Origin of the sequence: Sphingomonas sp. BK235 (assembly GCF_004345855.1) — a bacterium.
Classification (GTDB): domain Bacteria; phylum Pseudomonadota; class Alphaproteobacteria; order Sphingomonadales; family Sphingomonadaceae; genus Sphingomonas.
In genome coordinates this window covers 655577-670842 of record NZ_SLXN01000002.1, presented here as the reverse complement: position 1 = coordinate 670842, position 15266 = coordinate 655577, and the positions used below count along the sequence as shown (strand labels likewise).

Genomic DNA, 15266 nt, shown 5'->3' with positions numbered 1-15266 from the left:
GCAGGACGCCACCATGGACCTCACGCTCATCTGGGCCGCCATCATCGCCCTCGCGATCGCCGCCTACGTCGTTCTCGACGGCTTCGATCTCGGGCTCGGCATCCTATTTCCTCTCTTTCCCAGGAAGGCGGATCGCGACGTCATCATGAACAGCGTGGCGCCGGTCTGGGACGGAAACGAGACCTGGCTGGTGCTCGGCGGAGGCGGCCTCTTCGCCGCCTTCCCCCTAGCCTTCGCGATCCTGATGCCGGCTCTGTATCTGCCGATCTTCGCGATGCTGCTGGCACTCATTTTTCGAGGCGTGGCGTTCGAGTTCCGCTGGCGGTCGAATGGCGACCGGAGCCGATGGGACGATTCCTTCATCTGGGGATCGGTCGTCGCCACCTTCTTCCAGGGCGTAGTTCTGGGAGCCGTGCTGCAGGGCGTGGAGGTAGAGGGCCGCAGCTATTCCGGCGGTCCACTCGACTGGTGCACCGCATTCTCGATCCTAACAGGTCTGGCGCTCGTCGCCGGCTATGGCCTTCTCGGCGCCACCTGGCTTGTCATGAGAACGAATGGTTCGCTTCAGGACCATGCCCGTCGCCTCGCATGGCCGCTCGCCGTCGCCACGATCTTCTTCATCGGCGCGCTGAGCCTCGCCACGCCGGCACTAAAGCCCGCCTACTTCGAGCGGTGGCTTTCCATGCCGAACCTTCTGCTGACCGCGCCCGTGCCGCTGGCTGTCGGGCTCATCGCGTTCCTGCTCTTCCGATCGCTGACCGTCCATCGGCACGAGTACCGGCCCTTCGTGCTCGCGCTATCGCTCTTCGGTATCTCCTTCCTCGGGCTCGGCATCAGCGTATATCCTTACGTCGTCCCTGCCCGCATCACGATCTGGCAGGCCGCGACCCCGCACATAAGTCAGTCTTTCCTTCTCGTCGGAACGATGATCCTTCTACCGTGCATCATCGCCTATACCGCCTACGCGTACTGGGTCTTCCGCGGGAAGGTCGACCCTGGCCAGGGCTACCACTCGTGACCCGCGGCGGCTCCTCCGGGCCGACCGCCGTCGGCCGGCTCGGCTGGTTCGTCGGGCTGTGGCTCGCGAGCATCACGAGCCTTGGTCTCGTCGCCGCGGTGATCAGGTCGGTTCTGAAGTCATGACCATGGCTGTGTGGGCGAAGCCGACCTGAAATCGGAGAGGGCAGCACCTCCCGGTCGTCGCCACGGCCGACAACGGTCAAGAGAAGAGCCCACCTATGGTCATGAAGGTGTAAGCATCCCGACGGCATCCGGAAGCGCGCAATAAACACGGTCATCTTTCGTCATTGTAGCCGCAAAGCAGGCAGCCTTGCGATCGGACGACAGGCTGTAAAATCCTTCTGGCGCAGATTGCGCGCCGTGGACGGGGGCATGCGTTCAACAACGGCGACCACGAGAGCGGGTTCGGTTTCCTCGCCTCCTTGGATGTCGTAGATGTCACCGCTCAGCTCGGGTCGGCAGCTGGGGCAATTGCATTCCGCTCAGTCCAGCACCTATGCATCCACGCGGTTGACTAGCGACGTCAGTTCCTAGCCAAAGAGGAGCCTTCCGTGAATTGGCCATCGGTCTCGCTTCTATCACGAGCCCGACCCTTTTTCCGGCGCCACCTTCCCTATTGTGTGCAGCGCAAGGTAGCATCCGGACCTGTCACCTTTGAGGTATTCAGGCATGCGCATCCTCACCACCTTCGTCCGATCTTGCTGTATGGTCCTGGGCGTAACTGCCGCAGATGATGCATTTGGCCGAGAAAGCGTCGACGGCCGCTTCGACGTGGGTGGCCGTGCCGTCCGATTGCAGTGCCGTGGAACAGGCACTCCCGTTGTCGTGATCGACGCGGGGATGGGCACGGCGCCGGTCGAGGATGCCGGCTGGGGCACGATCGCCGACCAGGTCGCGCAGGTCACGCGCGTGTGCCTGCACGATCGGGCGGGCCTCGGGACCAGCGATCCGGCGCCGCCCGGCACTCGATCGAGCGCCGACGCGGCGAGCGATCTGCATGCAGCGCTGTCCGCGGCGCGCGTCTCAGGGCCCTTTCTTCTCGTGGGGCACTCGGTGGGTGGGCTACACGCCCAAGTCTTCGCCGCCCGATATCCCGCCGACACCGCTGGGCTGGTGCTCGTTTCCACGACCCACCCGGATCAGTTCACGACATGGCTGGGGATCCTCCCCAGGCCCGCTCCAGGCGAGGACAAGGTCGTCTCCGACGCGAGAGCCTTCATCGTGACCATGCAGAACGATCCCACGAAGAACGAGGAGCGGCTCGACATGCGGGAGAGCGCCCTGCAGGCGCATCAGCTCAACTCGCTAGGGGCGAAGCCGCTGATCGTGCTGACGCACAGCCCCAGGTTCCGCATGGTGCCGGGGCTCGCGGAGCCCATGGCCGCAAGGCTCGAAAACGCGACGCAGAGCATGCAGCGGGGCTACCTGAAGCTGTCGACGAACTCGCGACAGCTTGTCGCCGAACGTGCGGGACACGGTCTGCCGCATGAAGCACCTTCGTTCGTCGTAGATGGCATACTTCGCGGCGTGACCGCGGTTCGTAAGCAACGCCGCAGGTAGGTCATGTGGCTTCCGCTTGGGCGAGCAGCACGGGGCGAGATCAGAAGTCGTCTCCCTTACGGCGGCAGAAGCGCATCTTTCGCCAAAGCCACATGATTATCCCATTCCGGTGTGATCACGCGCGAGCTCGCCGCGGAGCCAGTCATCGAAACGTTGCTCCGTGGTCCGGCCTTCGGAAGGACAGAGCCGCTCGTTGCCGATCGCCGCGCCCAAGTACGGCGCGTCCACCGATACCTGGATGCTACGTCTATCCTCATTCGCGGTAAGGATGGTGGTGATGAGTTCCGGCAGAGTGTCGACGCAGGGTCAACCCACTTCGATCACGCCGTTCAGTGCATCGGACGTCACCGCCTCGAAGACGACCTGTGCTACGTCCGCGGCGGCAGCGGGACGCATCTCGAAGGGTGGCACGCTGATCACGCAGTCTTCCCCGGTCTCCTCGTCGACGATGCGGTAGAGCGTCTCGTACAACGGTGCAGTCCGCACGATCGTGAAGGGCAGCTTTGAGGTCCGCAGGACGCTCTCCTGGCATAGCTTGGCGAGGAAGAAGTCCGACAGGACCAGTCGGTCGGCGCCGACCGCCGAGAGAATAACGACGTGTCGAACGCCCGCCTCGAGTGCCGCCAGGCACACCTGGCGCATGGATCGCACGTGGAAGCGCAGCGCGTCCGCGTCCCGGGCGCGGGGAGCCGTGACGTCGACGACCACGTCCGCCCCCTCGAGCGCACGTGCGACATGTTCGGCGCACATGACGTCCACGCCCGTGCTCATGGACGCGGAGAGCGCCTCATGCCCGCCTTCTCGAAGCAGTCGCACTAGTTCAGCGCCGATCCTGCCCGTGCCGCCGAATACCGTGATCTTCATTCGTTCGTACCTTTGGCGCCTTCACGCGCGTTGCGAGAACTCGACTTCGTCAGCGCAGGACCAGCGGGGCGGCGCGATCGAGCACGAACCTTGTGCCGGGAGCGAGCTGCTCCCAGCGGTAGGATGCGCCCAGTCGCGTGGCGGTAGCCGCGACCAGCCGGCTACCCAGCCCCGCACCGGACTCGTCGAACGCTCCGATGCCCTTCCCGTCGTCCTCGACGACGAGCTGCCAGCTCCCGTCCGATGCGGCGCTCTGGACGATGCGCACGTCCCCGCCCTCGTCGCTGGCGTAAGCGTGTTTGCAGGCGTTGCTCACAAGCTCTGCCACGAGGATTCCGACTGCCACCGCCTCCTCAGCGGTCATCGCCACCTTCTGCGTTCTCAGCAGCAGGCGGCGCTCTCGTCCAACGCTCTGGCAGACGCCCCGGAGGTCAGGCGCGAGCTCCTCAAGAAAGATCCCGAGGTCGATCAGGTCGGTACGGTCGGAAAGGTGCAGGCGACGGTGCACGCCGGCTATCGCATGAACGCGACGTCGAGCGGCCTCGAGAACCCCGACTGCGACCGGATCCCGCACGTCACGACCATCCAGCTCCATGAGCGTCGCCAGAAGCGCCAGATTGTTGGCGATACGATGGTTCATCTCGGCGGCGACCTGAGGCTCTGACATCAACGCTTCCTCCCCCGCTGCTGGTCATGTCATGCGACTTGCGCTGCCTGGCTCGCGCCGAGCGGCGGAAGCGCATCAGTGATGGTCTGGGACGGTCAGCGGGCCGTCGCTGTCGTCGACGACGAAGATCGCAAGCAGCCTGGCCGGCTTCGTCTTGCTCGCGTTTGCGCTCACGCCGTGCTTGTCGCCGGGACTTTCGGTCCAGTACTCGCCAGCGCGGAAGGTCCGAGGCGCGCCGCCGTTCACGCCGCTCAGGATCGCTCCCTCGAGGACGTAAGCTACGATGAAGGCCGACTTCGCATGTGTATGGGCCGGCGAGCTGTCGCCAGGCGCGTAGGTGACCAGCACCGTCTTCACTGACTTGCCGGGTATGTTCGTGATGACATGCGAGAAGTCAGGCTTGATGGACGAGAGCGTGATCGTCTTGGGCGCTTCCGTCGTCTGCGGACTGGCCGCCGTCGGGGCACCCGCGAGCGCAAGCGCCGCAAGGACTTGAACGTAGCTCATTAGCCTCTTCCTCTATCTTGATATCGAACCTGATCATGCTCCGGAACGCGGGCGTTCTCAGGCGTGGAGGACGGACTTCCGCCGCTCGAGCCATCGCGCAAAGCTGGTAGGCCTCACGTCGACGTCGTCACCCGGAAGAAGCGTGTCGTCCATAAGAGGCGCGCCGAAGTAGGTACCGTCGGGATCCGGCTCGATCCTGACCTGCTGGCCGGAGGCGGCAACGATGCGCGCGGCGAGCTCGTCGATCCGGAAGACGTCCGGCCCGGCGATCTCGTGCACGCCGCCGCGCGGCGCCGCGAGCGCCACTTCCACCAGCACGTCCGCCACGTCGGCGGCCGCGATCGGCTGGAAGCGCACATGCGGAAGCCGGGCGACGCCCTCCTTTTCGCTCATCTGGATCATCATCGGCAGAAGCTCGAAGAACTGGGCGGCACGGACCAGCGTGTACGGTACGCTGCCCTGCTGCACCTGTCGCTCCTGCGCGACCTTGCCCGCGATGTACCCGCTTTGCGTCAGCCGCTCGCTAGCGAGCACCGAGAGAGCGACGTGATGACGCACCCCGGCGGCGATCTCGGCCGCCATGATGTTGCGCGCTGCCGTCTCGAAGAACCCGATGGAGGCGTCCCGGTCCATGGTGATCACGTTGGTGACATCGACCACGACTTCGGCGCCATCGACGGCTTCGTTCAGCCCGTTGCCCGAGATGATGTCCACGCCGGTGTCGGGGGAGGCGGCGAGTGCGGAGTGGCCGCGCTCCTGGAGCCCCGACACCACCTTGGAGCCGATCTGACCGGTGCCTCCAATGACCACGATCCGCATGAGCCGCTTCCTTCGTTCGATTGAGGGCTCATGATATCGCCGGCGCGCGGCGCTCGGCATCACCGCTTGGTCACGACCTGCTCATACGAAGGTCGTGTGATCCTCTTCCTCAAGGGGCATCCGCCGGAAGAGCTGTCGCGCAAGTCGGCACCGCCGTACTCGCCTGTCCGCAGATCGAGCGGCCGCGATCAACCTGTCTAGTCGGGCCCTGGCGTCGCTCGAGCTAGGCGGCGGCCGGCAAAACGATCCTGAACGACGCGCCGCCGCCCTCGACGTTCTCGACCTCTATCTCCCCGTCGAACGACCGAACGATGCTCTCGCAGATGGTCAGACCCAGTCCCATTCCGGTCGACTTGGTCGTGAAGAAACCCTCGAAGAGGCGGCCGATGTGCTCCAGCGGTATTCCGGGACCGGTGTCCTGCACCGTCAGCTGGACACGCCCATCCTCACGCAGCACGGTCGAGACCAGCACCTCGCGTCGTCGGGATCGGCCGTGGTCAATCGCCTGCATCGCGTTGACGACCAGGTTCACCGCCACCTGCTGGAGCTGGACCCGATCACCCATGACGTGCGGCAGGTCCGGATCGAGTGCAGGTCTGATGGCTACGCCCTTCTCCAGAGCGTCGTGACCGACGAAGCGCAGCGAGGTCTCCACGATCTCGTTGATCGACAGCGCGGCGGGTTGCGGTACGTGCTTCGATGCCATGACCCGTATGCGGTTGATGATGTCGGTCGCCTGCGTGGCGCTCTCCATCATGCGCTCGATGAGCATGCGCGCCTTCGGGATGTTCGGGGTCTCGCCGGCGAGCCATCGCAGGCTCGTGCCGCCGTTCATGACGATCGCGCCCAGGGGCTGCTTGATCTCGTGAGCCATCGAGGTCGCAAGCTCGCCCAGCGTCGCGACGCGCGACGCATGCGCGAGATCGGCCTGCAGCCGGCGCAGGTTGGCCTCGGCTGCGAGACGATCAGTGATGTCGAGCATGGCGATGAAGGTCACGTCCATCGGTTCCGGCGACTGCGGAAACGTGACCAGGAAGAGGACGTCGATCGAGCGATCGTCGAAGGAGTCGATTCTCAGTTCCTCGACATGGTTGCGGCGCCCCTCAAAGTGCGCCGTCATGACGCGAATCGCGGCGTCGGGTGTGGCCTGGAAGATGTGACGGACGGAGCGCGGATACTCGGACGCGTCCTCCTCCCCGAGCATCTGCATCGCCGCACGATTGAGCCTGGTGACCATCACGGTGTCGAGCGCGAACTCGACCAGCTGGGGCTCGTTTCGAAGATAGCCCGCAATATCGGTGACTCCGTCGGCCTTCAGTCGTTCGAAGACTGTCGCCGGACTTCTCGCGTCCACCTCCCAGAGAGCTATCGGCATATGCTCCAGAAGCCGGCTGATGCCGCGGCTCTCGGCCGCCGCTTCGGCGATCAGCGGTGCGGCTGACTCGATGTCCATGTCGTCAATCCCACCTGGCCCACGGTAATGACGGAGTCGTAACGGAATACCCTTGCCTGTGCGCCCCGATCCGGTGCGCAGCGCGATGGTACGTGCGGTCGGAGCAATCCGCCAGTCAGCCTCAAATAGCGTCGCGGCCGACGATAAGCTTTCGAACCGTCGACGTCGCTCCCGGGCAGCGGTCATGCGGCGCCAGCGTTTAGGCGTTGTTGGCGGTCCTTCTGCCTCGCGCCTGAGCGCGCACCTGCGGCATGCGGCGCCGCGAGGCTCGACCGGCACGTTCGAGCAGGTAGCATATACCCTGGCGAGCACTCCATGACCTGAGCCGTCCGCTTGCGAGGCGCTCGTCAGCCTTCCGGCCATCTGGAGCGACAACCGGGCGAGCCGAAGCTCGCCCGGAGCCGGGTAGCGGCGAGCCTCGACCCTTCAGCCGAGCTCCGGGGTGAACTGCCCCCGCATGAGCGCCATGTAGGCCTCCTCGCCCTGCTCCCGCCTCGCGGAGACCAGCGGACGGATGTCATCCGTCGCGACCCAGCGAAGCCGATCCGACTCGTCCGTGGTGGCCGCGTAGATCACTTCGGCGACCTCCTCCGACGTGGCTCGGCCGCGGCTTGCACGAAGACCGTCGAACACCTTGGCGGCGCCCGTGAGGAAAGGTGCATAGTCGGGAATCGCGTTCGTCTTGGATGCTTCCGCACCGCTGCGCTCTCCGAAGCGGGTGCTGGTGACACCGCCGGGCTCCACCAGGCGGACATGGATCCCCAAGCCGGCAAGCTCGTAGCTGAGCGACTCCGAGAACCCCTCCACCGCGAACTTGGAGGCCGTATAGAGCGAGATGAGAGGAAGACCGAACACGCCGGCGCCGGAAGTGACGTTCACGATCGTGCCGCTTCGCTGCTCGCGAAAGATCGGCAGGACGGCCCGGGTGACGTCCATGAGGCCGAAGACGTTTACCTCGAACTGCTCGACGACCTTGGCACGCGGCGTCTCCTCGAAGACGCCCGACAAGCCGAAGCCTGCATTGTTGACGAGGGCGTCGATCCGCCCGAAGCGCGCGAGCGACGCTGCGACGGCATCGGCGATGCTGGGCCGGTCCTGCACGTCGAGCCTGACAACCGCGACGTTCGCCCTCGCCGCGAGCCTCTCGCCCGCGGTCACATCCCTCATCGTGGCGACGACATTCCAGCCGCGATCCGCGAAAAGATGAGCGGTGGTTTCCCCGAAGCCGCTCGAGCAACCGGTGATCAGAACCGTTTTCGTCATGACGTTCTCCTTCGATGAACGATCTAGGCTTAGACGTCCCTTTCGATTAGCCGCAGGATCCTGGACTGATTAAACGGTAAGATTGCATGATCCCGGATCTTTCCACGTTCGAGCTGAGAGCCATCCGGGCCGTGGAGGCACATCGCAGCTTCCGCGCCGCCGCCGAGTTCCTCGAGCTGCCGCCTTCTTCGCTCAGCTACGTCGTGCGCAGCATCGAACAGCGACTTGGCATCAGGATCTTCAATCGTACGACGAGGAGCGTCTCGGCGACCGATGCGGGCAGACGCTTCCTCCTGCGCGTCTCGCCGGCGCTGGACGCGATCGACGCAGCCGTCGACGAGGCGCGCGACCTGCGCGATCAGCCCGCGGGGCTCCTCCGGATCAACGCGGCCGAGCCCGGTGCCGAACAGATCATGCCGAGCGTCGTCTCCTACATGGCCGCCTTCCCCGACGTGCAGATCGACATCAGGCTGGATGGCGGCCTCGTCGATATCGTCCGGGATGGCTTCGATGCCGGCATCAGGCTCGCCGAGGCGGTGCCGCAGGACATGGTCGCGGTTCCGATTTCCGGAGACGAGGCGATGATCGTGGTAGCCGCGCCCTGCTACGTCGTAAGGCGCGGCGCGCCAGGATCTCCATCCGATCTTTCCTCGCATACCTGCATCCGAGCCCGCTTCCCGAGCGGCACGCTCATGCGCTGGGAGTTCGAGCGGGATGGCCAGGAGCTGCGGCTCGACGTCGACGGAGGTCTCTCGGTGGGCAGTCCCTGGTTGGCAGCAGTCGCCGCCTCGAACGGAGCGGGGATCGCCTTCGTACATCAGAGAAGCGTTGCGGCCATGATCCGAGCGGGTACGCTGGTGCAGCTTCTTGAAGAGTGGACGCCCCCTTTCCCCGGCCTGTGCCTCTACTACCCTCGCCAGCGGCTCCCGTCCGCCGCGCTCAGGACCTTCATCGATCATGTCCGGGCGAACAGGGCGCCCGCCGGCGGCCAAGCGGATTTCGAAGACGGCCTGCCCGCTGGATCATAGACGGTAGCAGCCTGGCGCAGCGGACCGGAATCCCCCATCAGCGGGCTGCCGGAGCGCTCGTGGAGGAGCGTCGGTTGCAGGTCGACCAGCCGGTCGATCGACCCGACTTCCGCCGCGAAGCCGAGAAGGTCCATCATGACGTCGGCTCCGGGCGCCTGTCGTAGAAGTCGATCTGCAGGGTGACGGGCCCGACCACCTCGACGTGGTGCGGCCGCTCGGGTTCGATCAGCCCCCGACGGTCGGGAGTCAGCAGGATCGCCTCGCCGGACGCCTCCCGGTAGATCAGCTGCCCGTCCAGGACGCGGATCACGGCCCAGACACCGGCCTTGATCCGGTGGTCGCGGCAGAGTGCAAGCGGAAGCGTCGTCTCGTCGAACACCGGCGACGAGCGGTATGGAAGCGGACCGGCTCTTGCTGCCCGACCCCTGACAGGAACGGTGACCTTTTCTGAAGCGCTCTCGTTCATCATCAACGTCCTCCCATCTGGATTGCAGCCGCCGGACGAGCTCTCCCGAGCCGGCGACAAGGAACGACCTGTCGTCGATCCCCTTCAGCTTCTCTCCCGAGGAGAGCCGCCAGCCACGAGCGCCGAGCGCCCGCCGGACTCCAACTAGGGTTTGCAGATGCCCGACGAGGCGGAACTCGATCGCGATCAGCCAGCGGCCGTCGTCGCCGGCGCCACGGGCGCGATCCAGCTCCTCCTCGACGACCATGCAGGTCAGGCCGCCATGAGCTCGTCGGCCGGACCGAAGAACTCGTAGTGGATGCGGCCGGCCGGAACGCCGGCCAGCGCCAGTCCGCTCACGAAGGAGCGCAGGAAGGGCTTGGGTCCGCAGAGATACACGTCGGCGTCGTGCAGCGGCGTGGTCGCGGCAAGCCACTCCACCGACACGTAGCCCTCCCCCTCGTGCGTGACGCCAAGGCAGTCGCCAGCACACGGGTCGCTGTAGAAGGTGGCCACGCGGATGTTGTCCCGGCCCTGCGCCAGCGCACGAACGTGGGCGTCCATGGCATGGGTCTCGCTGCTGGCCGTCCCGTGCACGTAGTGAGCCTCGAGCTCCCGGTGCTCGGCCGCGATGGTCTCCACCATGCTGACCATCGGCGTCAGACCTACGCCTCCGGAGAGAAGGATCACCGGTCGCGAGGGCATGTCCGGCAGGAAGAAGTCGCCTGCGGGCGGCGTCGTCTCCAGCACGTCGCCGACCTCGACCGTATCGTGCAAGAACCGCGATCCGCCCTGACCATCGGCCTCGCGCTTTACGGATATGCGGTAGTACTCGCCGTTGGGGGCGCAGCTGATCGAGTAGTTGCGCTTCAGCTCTGGCCTGCCGGATGGCTGCAGCCGGAAGGTGAGATATTGTCCGGGACGATGGCGCAGGACCGGGCCGCCATCCCTGGGTCGCAGCACGAAGGAGCTGATGAGGCTGCTCTCTCGGTTCTTCTCCGCGACGACGAACTCCCGCCAGCCGTTCCAGCCGCCCTCGGCCGCCATGATGTCGCCCCGCAGGACCACCTCCCGGGCGATGAGGATGTTGGCCAGGAACCAGTAGGCCTCGCCCCAGGCCGCGAGGATCTCGTCCGTGGCGGCGTCGCCGAGTACCTCCTTGATCGCCGCCAGGAGCGCGTTGGCCACGAACGGATAGTGTTCGGGGAGGATGTGGTAGCCCACGTGCTTGTAGGCGATGCGCTCGACGACGGGAGCCAGCGCCGCCAGGTTCTCGATGTTCTGGGCGTAGGCGAGGATGGCCGCGGCGAGGGCATGCACCTGCGCCCCGCTCTCGCCCTGGTTCGCCTGGTTGAAGAGCGCGCGGATGTGCTCGTCCTGGAAGAGGCGAGCGTACATCGCCGTGGTTATGGCGGTTCCATGCTGCGCGAGCGCAGGTACCGTCGCCTTGACCAGGGCGATCGTGGCGGGGCTGAGCGGCTGGTTCATCTCTTGTCTCCTCGTGAAAACGGGCGTCAGGCGGCGACCGGGCGCCGGTAGCGGATGGCAAGCTGGAAGCTCTCGGCAATGCGGGCGGCCTTCGCCTGCATGGCTCGCGCAACATGCGGCGGAACCATCTCGTCCGTGGTGGTGCGCCAGAGCGCGAGCCAGCGCTCGAAGGTCTCGGGCGTGAGAACGTCGGCGAGGCGGAGGTGCAGAGCGAGCGGATTGCCCTTGTAGCGCCCTGAGGTGAGCATCACCGACGACCAGAAGTCCGCCAGCCGCCGGTGGTGGTCTCCCCAGTCTGACACCGCCTCAGCGAAGACCGGGGCGAGCAGCTTGTCGTTGCGCACCCGCTCGTAGAATCGCTCGACGAGAGGGCGGAGGGTGGCTTCCTCGAGATCCGCATCGTCCATTTTCTGCCTCCGAATCGAATGATGCATCCGCCGTGCATCTATTCTGCCGTCTTTTGATGCATTGCAAGAGCATCTTTTAGCTTGCCGCGACGGTCTGAAATGAGCATCAGAGATGCACCTTAAGCGACTCGCCTTACCGACGCGCCGCGCTTCAGGGAGAAAAGAGATGATCGAACACGTACCCGTCGCCATCGAGCACCGCCGCCCCGAGGACCTGGGTGACCGGATCGCCTTGGGGTTCACCAAGACAATGCGCTTCTTCGCGGACACGTTCTTCGGCGAGCGCCACGGACACCGCGCCATCGTCATCGAGACCGTCGCGGCGGTCCCGGGGATGGTGGGAGCGACGCTCACTCACCTGCGCTGTCTCCGTCGCATGTGCGACGACGACGGCTGGATCCGGACCTTGATGGAGGAGGCCGAAAACGAGCGCATGCACCTGATGACCTTCATCAAGGTGGCTCAGCCGAACATGCTCGAGCGATTGCTCATCCTGCTGGTGCAGTGGGGCTTCTACTGTGCATTCTTCGGCCTCTACCTTGTGGCGCGTCGGATCGCGCACCGCGTCGTCGGCTATTTCGAGGAGGAGGCGGTGATCAGCTACACCCACTTCCTCCAGGCGATCGATGAGGGGCAAATGCCGAACGGCCCTGCGCCGGCGATCGCATGCCACTACTGGCGCATGCCGGTGGAGGCGACGCTTCGTGACGTGGTCCTGAAGGTACGCGCGGACGAGGCGCATCACCGCGACGTCAACCACGGCTTCGCCGACGAGCTCGCCGGCAGGACGACGCAGCCCGTAGCGCCCTATCCCGAACATTCGGCCGAGCTCGACGCCGCCGCATGAAGGCGACCGGGAACGTGCCCCCGAGACGGTCCGGCTTCGGCCGGGCCTTCTATGGCGCCCCTTTGCACCGGTTCGTGCTAGGGTGAGCGCATGCAGCTGACCCGCTATACCGACTATGCCGTACGCGTACTTCTGCACGTGGGCGCGCGCGACGAGGGAAGTCTGTCGTCCATCTCCGAGATCGCTGACGTCTACGACATATCGCGCAACCACCTGATGAAGGTCGTACAGGATCTCGGCCAGGCCGGTTTCCTTACGACGGTCCGAGGCCGCGGTGGCGGGCTGAAGCTCGGGCGCGCTGCCGACGAGATCACGATCGGTCAGATCGTCCGTCACACCGAAGCAGGCTTCGACCTCGTCGACTGCAGCTCGTGCATCATCGCTCCCGCCTGCAGCCTGCCTAAAATTCTCAACGAGGCCACAGCCGCCTTCCTCCAGGTGCTCGACTGCTACACGCTTGCGGACGTACTCAGCCGACGGGCCGACCTTCGTGGTCTGTTCGGAGGTTTCCAGCCGTTGAAGAAGACGATCAGGAAGGTCACCGAGGACGTCGTCGGCGAAGACGTAGGCTGACGTTTCTGGGATGTCGCTCCGCCGCACTCCGGCCGCTGGCGTGAGACCGGCCCGCTCCCATACTCGGCGGAATGAGCTTGTGCCTGAGGACGCAAAGGTGATCGCGTCCAATTCGATCGACGCGGTCAGACCTCTCTTCTCGTTGCTGACATGAGCCGCTTGCACATGGACGATCCCCAACGCGGCTGACCGCACGGAGAAGGGCCGAGGTCTAAGCGTCAAGTCGAGCACCGGTCATTTCCGCTCCTGCAGTGCGGAAAGCCTGACCGCGCTGCTACGAGCGACCTGGCGCCTCGTAAGGCGGCATGTCGATCATACCTTCAGCCATCCTGCACCCTCCTGGAGAGCAGGTCGGGCCTGATGGTCCAGGTCAGCGCTCTGCCGCGTGGGCCGTCGCTCTTGACCGCTCGACGGCTTGGAACGTCGCCGGCCAGATCGCCTACGGAACATGCGATCGCGACTCCTCGAACGCAGCTCGCCGCCACGTGCCGGACGGCACGATGTGCTCGGGCGTGCGGGGTAGATGAGCTACGACGATCATGATCGGGAGGACTACAGCCCGTGCAACCGCGGGCAGAGTACGGACCGTGGCATTGTCTTCGCGGTCTTCGGCTCCGGATCCACACCGCTTTCGCCGGCACGACGCGTGCGGAGGATCTGCCATCGCTGGTTTCTAGCTTTCGACGGCGTGCGACGATTGGGCTAGGCCCCGCGCCGGTCACACCTCGGATCGCGTGCGCCTTCGCCCCTTCACCCCGGCAAGCCGGGCCGCTTCGCGCCCGCTCCTTCGCTGCAGGAACCAAGCAGAAACCTCCTGATCGAACTCCGCCGGTCGGCGGACTCCGGCTGTCAGATCGGCTAGAGTCGTGCGGGCGAGCTCGGCCCGCATCTGCTTTTCCGCGCGCAGCATGACGGCGTGGATTGTACATGTGCCTGCGATCGACCACCGCGGGGGCGTTCCGTTGAAGAGGACGCAGCCGCGCCGGACCTCCCTGCAGTCGCCGATCGCCTTCGACTGCGTTGACTACGTCGAGAACCGAGATGTCCGCGGCCGAACGCTCCAGTGCATAGCCGCCCGAGATCCCGCCCCGCGAGCTGACTATCTGCGCCCTTTCCAGCTTGGGCATCACCTTGGCAAGCATGGCCGCAGGCACCCCCTGGAGCTCCGCCAGCTCTCTGCTGCTCGCCCGGTGGGGGCGCTCCTTGACGAGCCAGAGCAAGCAGTGAAGCGCGTACTCGACGGCTACGCCATAGAGGCTTGCGCCGATGCCCCGGCCTGCCGCGTCGACGTCCGTCGAAGACTCAAGGTGGGCTGATCCTTCGTCCACCGCCTCCTGCTATTGGTTCGCCGAACCGCGGGAAAGGGCCAAGAACATGATGACGGGCCGAACCAAAGCGGCGCTGCGTCCTGAAGATCGGTGCTGAGTGCTCCGGGGGTAGAGAACGTGTCCTCTTAAGCAAGAGGTACTGCCCGATGCCGTCTTCGACTCCGTCCGCCCGTCGTTGTCCAATCGACGACATGGCCATCGGTATGATCGACGCCCTCTACCGCCCCGGCTAGCTTCGGACGATCTCGCCGGATGCCCGCTTTGGTTCAGCGCGTCAGGTACTTCTTGGGCCTGTGTCCCTCTAATGCGGACCGGTATCGGCAGCGTTAGCCGGCAAGACGAAGTCGAGGAACGATGCCCGATGAAGAAGTCCGACAGTGGCCGTCCCGCAAGCGCGACGCAGCTCTGCCTTCACCAAAGGTGCTTCAATCCCGCTATGATCTTGCGTTCTGGCAGAACGCGAGACGCGGACATCAGTCCCGGCCGACATCACTTGCCCGACATCGTTTCGCATAACTCGTCAGCAGGAAAGGAAATGACATGGACCGGCTTAACTGGTATACGGTAGCTCCCGAAGGCGCCAAGGCGCTCGGAGCCGTTCACCACTACGTGACGAAGAATACCTCGCTGCCCGAGGAGCTGATCCACCTCGTTTTCCTGCGCGTCTCGCAGATCAACGGATGCGCCCACTGCATCGACATGCACACGCGTGACCTTCTTAAGACCATGTCGGTCGACAAGGTCGCCCTGGTACCGGTCTGGGAGGAGGTACCGCACCTGTTTTCCGACCAGTACCGCGCCGCGCTCGCCTGGGCGGAAGAGGTTACTCTCGTCAGCGAGACCCACGCGTCGGACGAGGCCTACGCGGCAGCTGCGGCGGCATTCGAACCGAAGGATCTGGTGGACCTGACGATCACGATCGCGGCTATGAACGCGTTCAATCGTCTGGGCGCTCCCTTCCGTCTCCCCGTGGCGGCCAAGGCCTGACATCAGGACG

The 15266-nt window shown here is 65.2% G+C and carries 16 protein-coding genes; 7 read left to right on the top strand and 9 right to left on the bottom strand.

The genetic code is table 11. The features are described from left to right. Window positions 1-13: 13 nt before the first annotated feature. The 3 genes from cydB to EV292_RS08650 all read left to right on the top strand — a co-directional run bounded on the left by cydB (window position 14) and on the right by EV292_RS08650 (window position 2580). Window positions 14-1018 (top strand): cytochrome d ubiquinol oxidase subunit II, encoded by a 1005-nt coding sequence (cydB, locus tag EV292_RS08660; RefSeq protein ID WP_132908774.1) that lies wholly within the window; start codon window positions 14-16, stop codon window positions 1016-1018. Continuing rightward, entirely contained in the window at window positions 940-1143 is a 204-nt protein-coding gene (locus EV292_RS23435; protein ID WP_347812581.1) for a DUF2474 family protein, read from the top strand. The genes cydB and EV292_RS23435 overlap by 79 nt, the downstream gene beginning before the upstream one ends. A gap of 546 nt (window positions 1144-1689) precedes the next feature. Beyond that, window positions 1690-2580, top strand: coding sequence for an alpha/beta hydrolase (locus tag EV292_RS08650; protein WP_132908772.1), 891 nt, complete (start codon window positions 1690-1692; stop codon window positions 2578-2580). A gap of 306 nt (window positions 2581-2886) precedes the next feature. On the opposite strand, the gene EV292_RS08645 is transcribed toward EV292_RS08650, so the two are convergent. The 6 genes from EV292_RS08645 to EV292_RS08620 all read right to left on the bottom strand — a co-directional run bounded on the left by EV292_RS08645 (window position 2887) and on the right by EV292_RS08620 (window position 8153). After that, window positions 2887-3444: an NAD(P)-binding oxidoreductase gene (locus EV292_RS08645; protein WP_132908771.1), complete on the bottom strand. Its 558-nt coding sequence runs from the start codon at window positions 3442-3444 to the stop codon at window positions 2887-2889. A 49-nt stretch (window positions 3445-3493) separates the two neighbouring features. Further along, window positions 3494-4111, bottom strand: coding sequence for a sensor histidine kinase (locus EV292_RS08640; protein WP_132908770.1), 618 nt, complete (start codon window positions 4109-4111; stop codon window positions 3494-3496). Window positions 4112-4186: 75 nt separating this feature from the next. Then, complete coding sequence (locus EV292_RS08635; RefSeq protein WP_132908769.1) at window positions 4187-4618, bottom strand: cupin domain-containing protein; 432 nt, start codon at window positions 4616-4618, stop codon at window positions 4187-4189. A gap of 57 nt (window positions 4619-4675) precedes the next feature. Beyond that, window positions 4676-5437, bottom strand: coding sequence for an SDR family oxidoreductase (locus tag EV292_RS08630; protein WP_132908768.1), 762 nt, complete (start codon window positions 5435-5437; stop codon window positions 4676-4678). A gap of 223 nt (window positions 5438-5660) precedes the next feature. After that, a complete protein-coding gene (locus tag EV292_RS08625; protein ID WP_165927056.1) occupies window positions 5661-6890 on the bottom strand; it encodes an ATP-binding protein in 1230 nt (409 codons plus the stop codon). A gap of 426 nt (window positions 6891-7316) precedes the next feature. Beyond that, window positions 7317-8153, bottom strand: a complete 837-nt coding sequence (locus EV292_RS08620) for an SDR family oxidoreductase (RefSeq protein ID WP_132908766.1) — start codon at window positions 8151-8153, stop codon at window positions 7317-7319. A gap of 86 nt (window positions 8154-8239) precedes the next feature. Here EV292_RS08620 and EV292_RS08615 point away from each other — a divergent pair, with 86 nt between their 5' ends. Next, complete coding sequence (locus tag EV292_RS08615) at window positions 8240-9181, top strand: LysR family transcriptional regulator (RefSeq protein WP_132908765.1); 942 nt, start codon at window positions 8240-8242, stop codon at window positions 9179-9181. A gap of 133 nt (window positions 9182-9314) precedes the next feature. Here EV292_RS08615 and EV292_RS08610 read toward each other — a convergent pair whose 3' ends face one another. The 3 genes from EV292_RS08610 to EV292_RS08600 all read right to left on the bottom strand — a co-directional run bounded on the left by EV292_RS08610 (window position 9315) and on the right by EV292_RS08600 (window position 11521). Next, window positions 9315-9650 (bottom strand): DUF1971 domain-containing protein, encoded by a 336-nt coding sequence (locus EV292_RS08610; RefSeq protein ID WP_347812580.1) that lies wholly within the window; start codon window positions 9648-9650, stop codon window positions 9315-9317. A 249-nt stretch (window positions 9651-9899) separates the two neighbouring features. Next, window positions 9900-11114, bottom strand: coding sequence for an NO-inducible flavohemoprotein (gene hmpA, locus EV292_RS08605; RefSeq protein WP_132908764.1), 1215 nt, complete (start codon window positions 11112-11114; stop codon window positions 9900-9902). Between the two features lie 26 nt (window positions 11115-11140). Continuing rightward, window positions 11141-11521: a group III truncated hemoglobin gene (locus EV292_RS08600; RefSeq protein WP_132908763.1), complete on the bottom strand. Its 381-nt coding sequence runs from the start codon at window positions 11519-11521 to the stop codon at window positions 11141-11143. A 166-nt stretch (window positions 11522-11687) separates the two neighbouring features. Between EV292_RS08600 and EV292_RS08595 the strand changes: the two genes are divergently transcribed. The 3 genes from EV292_RS08595 to EV292_RS08580 all read left to right on the top strand — a co-directional run bounded on the left by EV292_RS08595 (window position 11688) and on the right by EV292_RS08580 (window position 15256). Next, a complete protein-coding gene (locus tag EV292_RS08595) occupies window positions 11688-12368 on the top strand; it encodes an alternative oxidase (protein WP_132908886.1) in 681 nt (226 codons plus the stop codon). Window positions 12369-12458: 90 nt separating this feature from the next. Next, entirely contained in the window at window positions 12459-12941 is a 483-nt protein-coding gene (locus EV292_RS08590; RefSeq protein WP_132908762.1) for an Rrf2 family transcriptional regulator, read from the top strand. A 1868-nt stretch (window positions 12942-14809) separates the two neighbouring features. Then, complete coding sequence (locus tag EV292_RS08580) at window positions 14810-15256, top strand: carboxymuconolactone decarboxylase family protein (protein WP_132908761.1); 447 nt, start codon at window positions 14810-14812, stop codon at window positions 15254-15256. The last annotated feature ends 10 nt before the right edge of the window (window positions 15257-15266 follow it).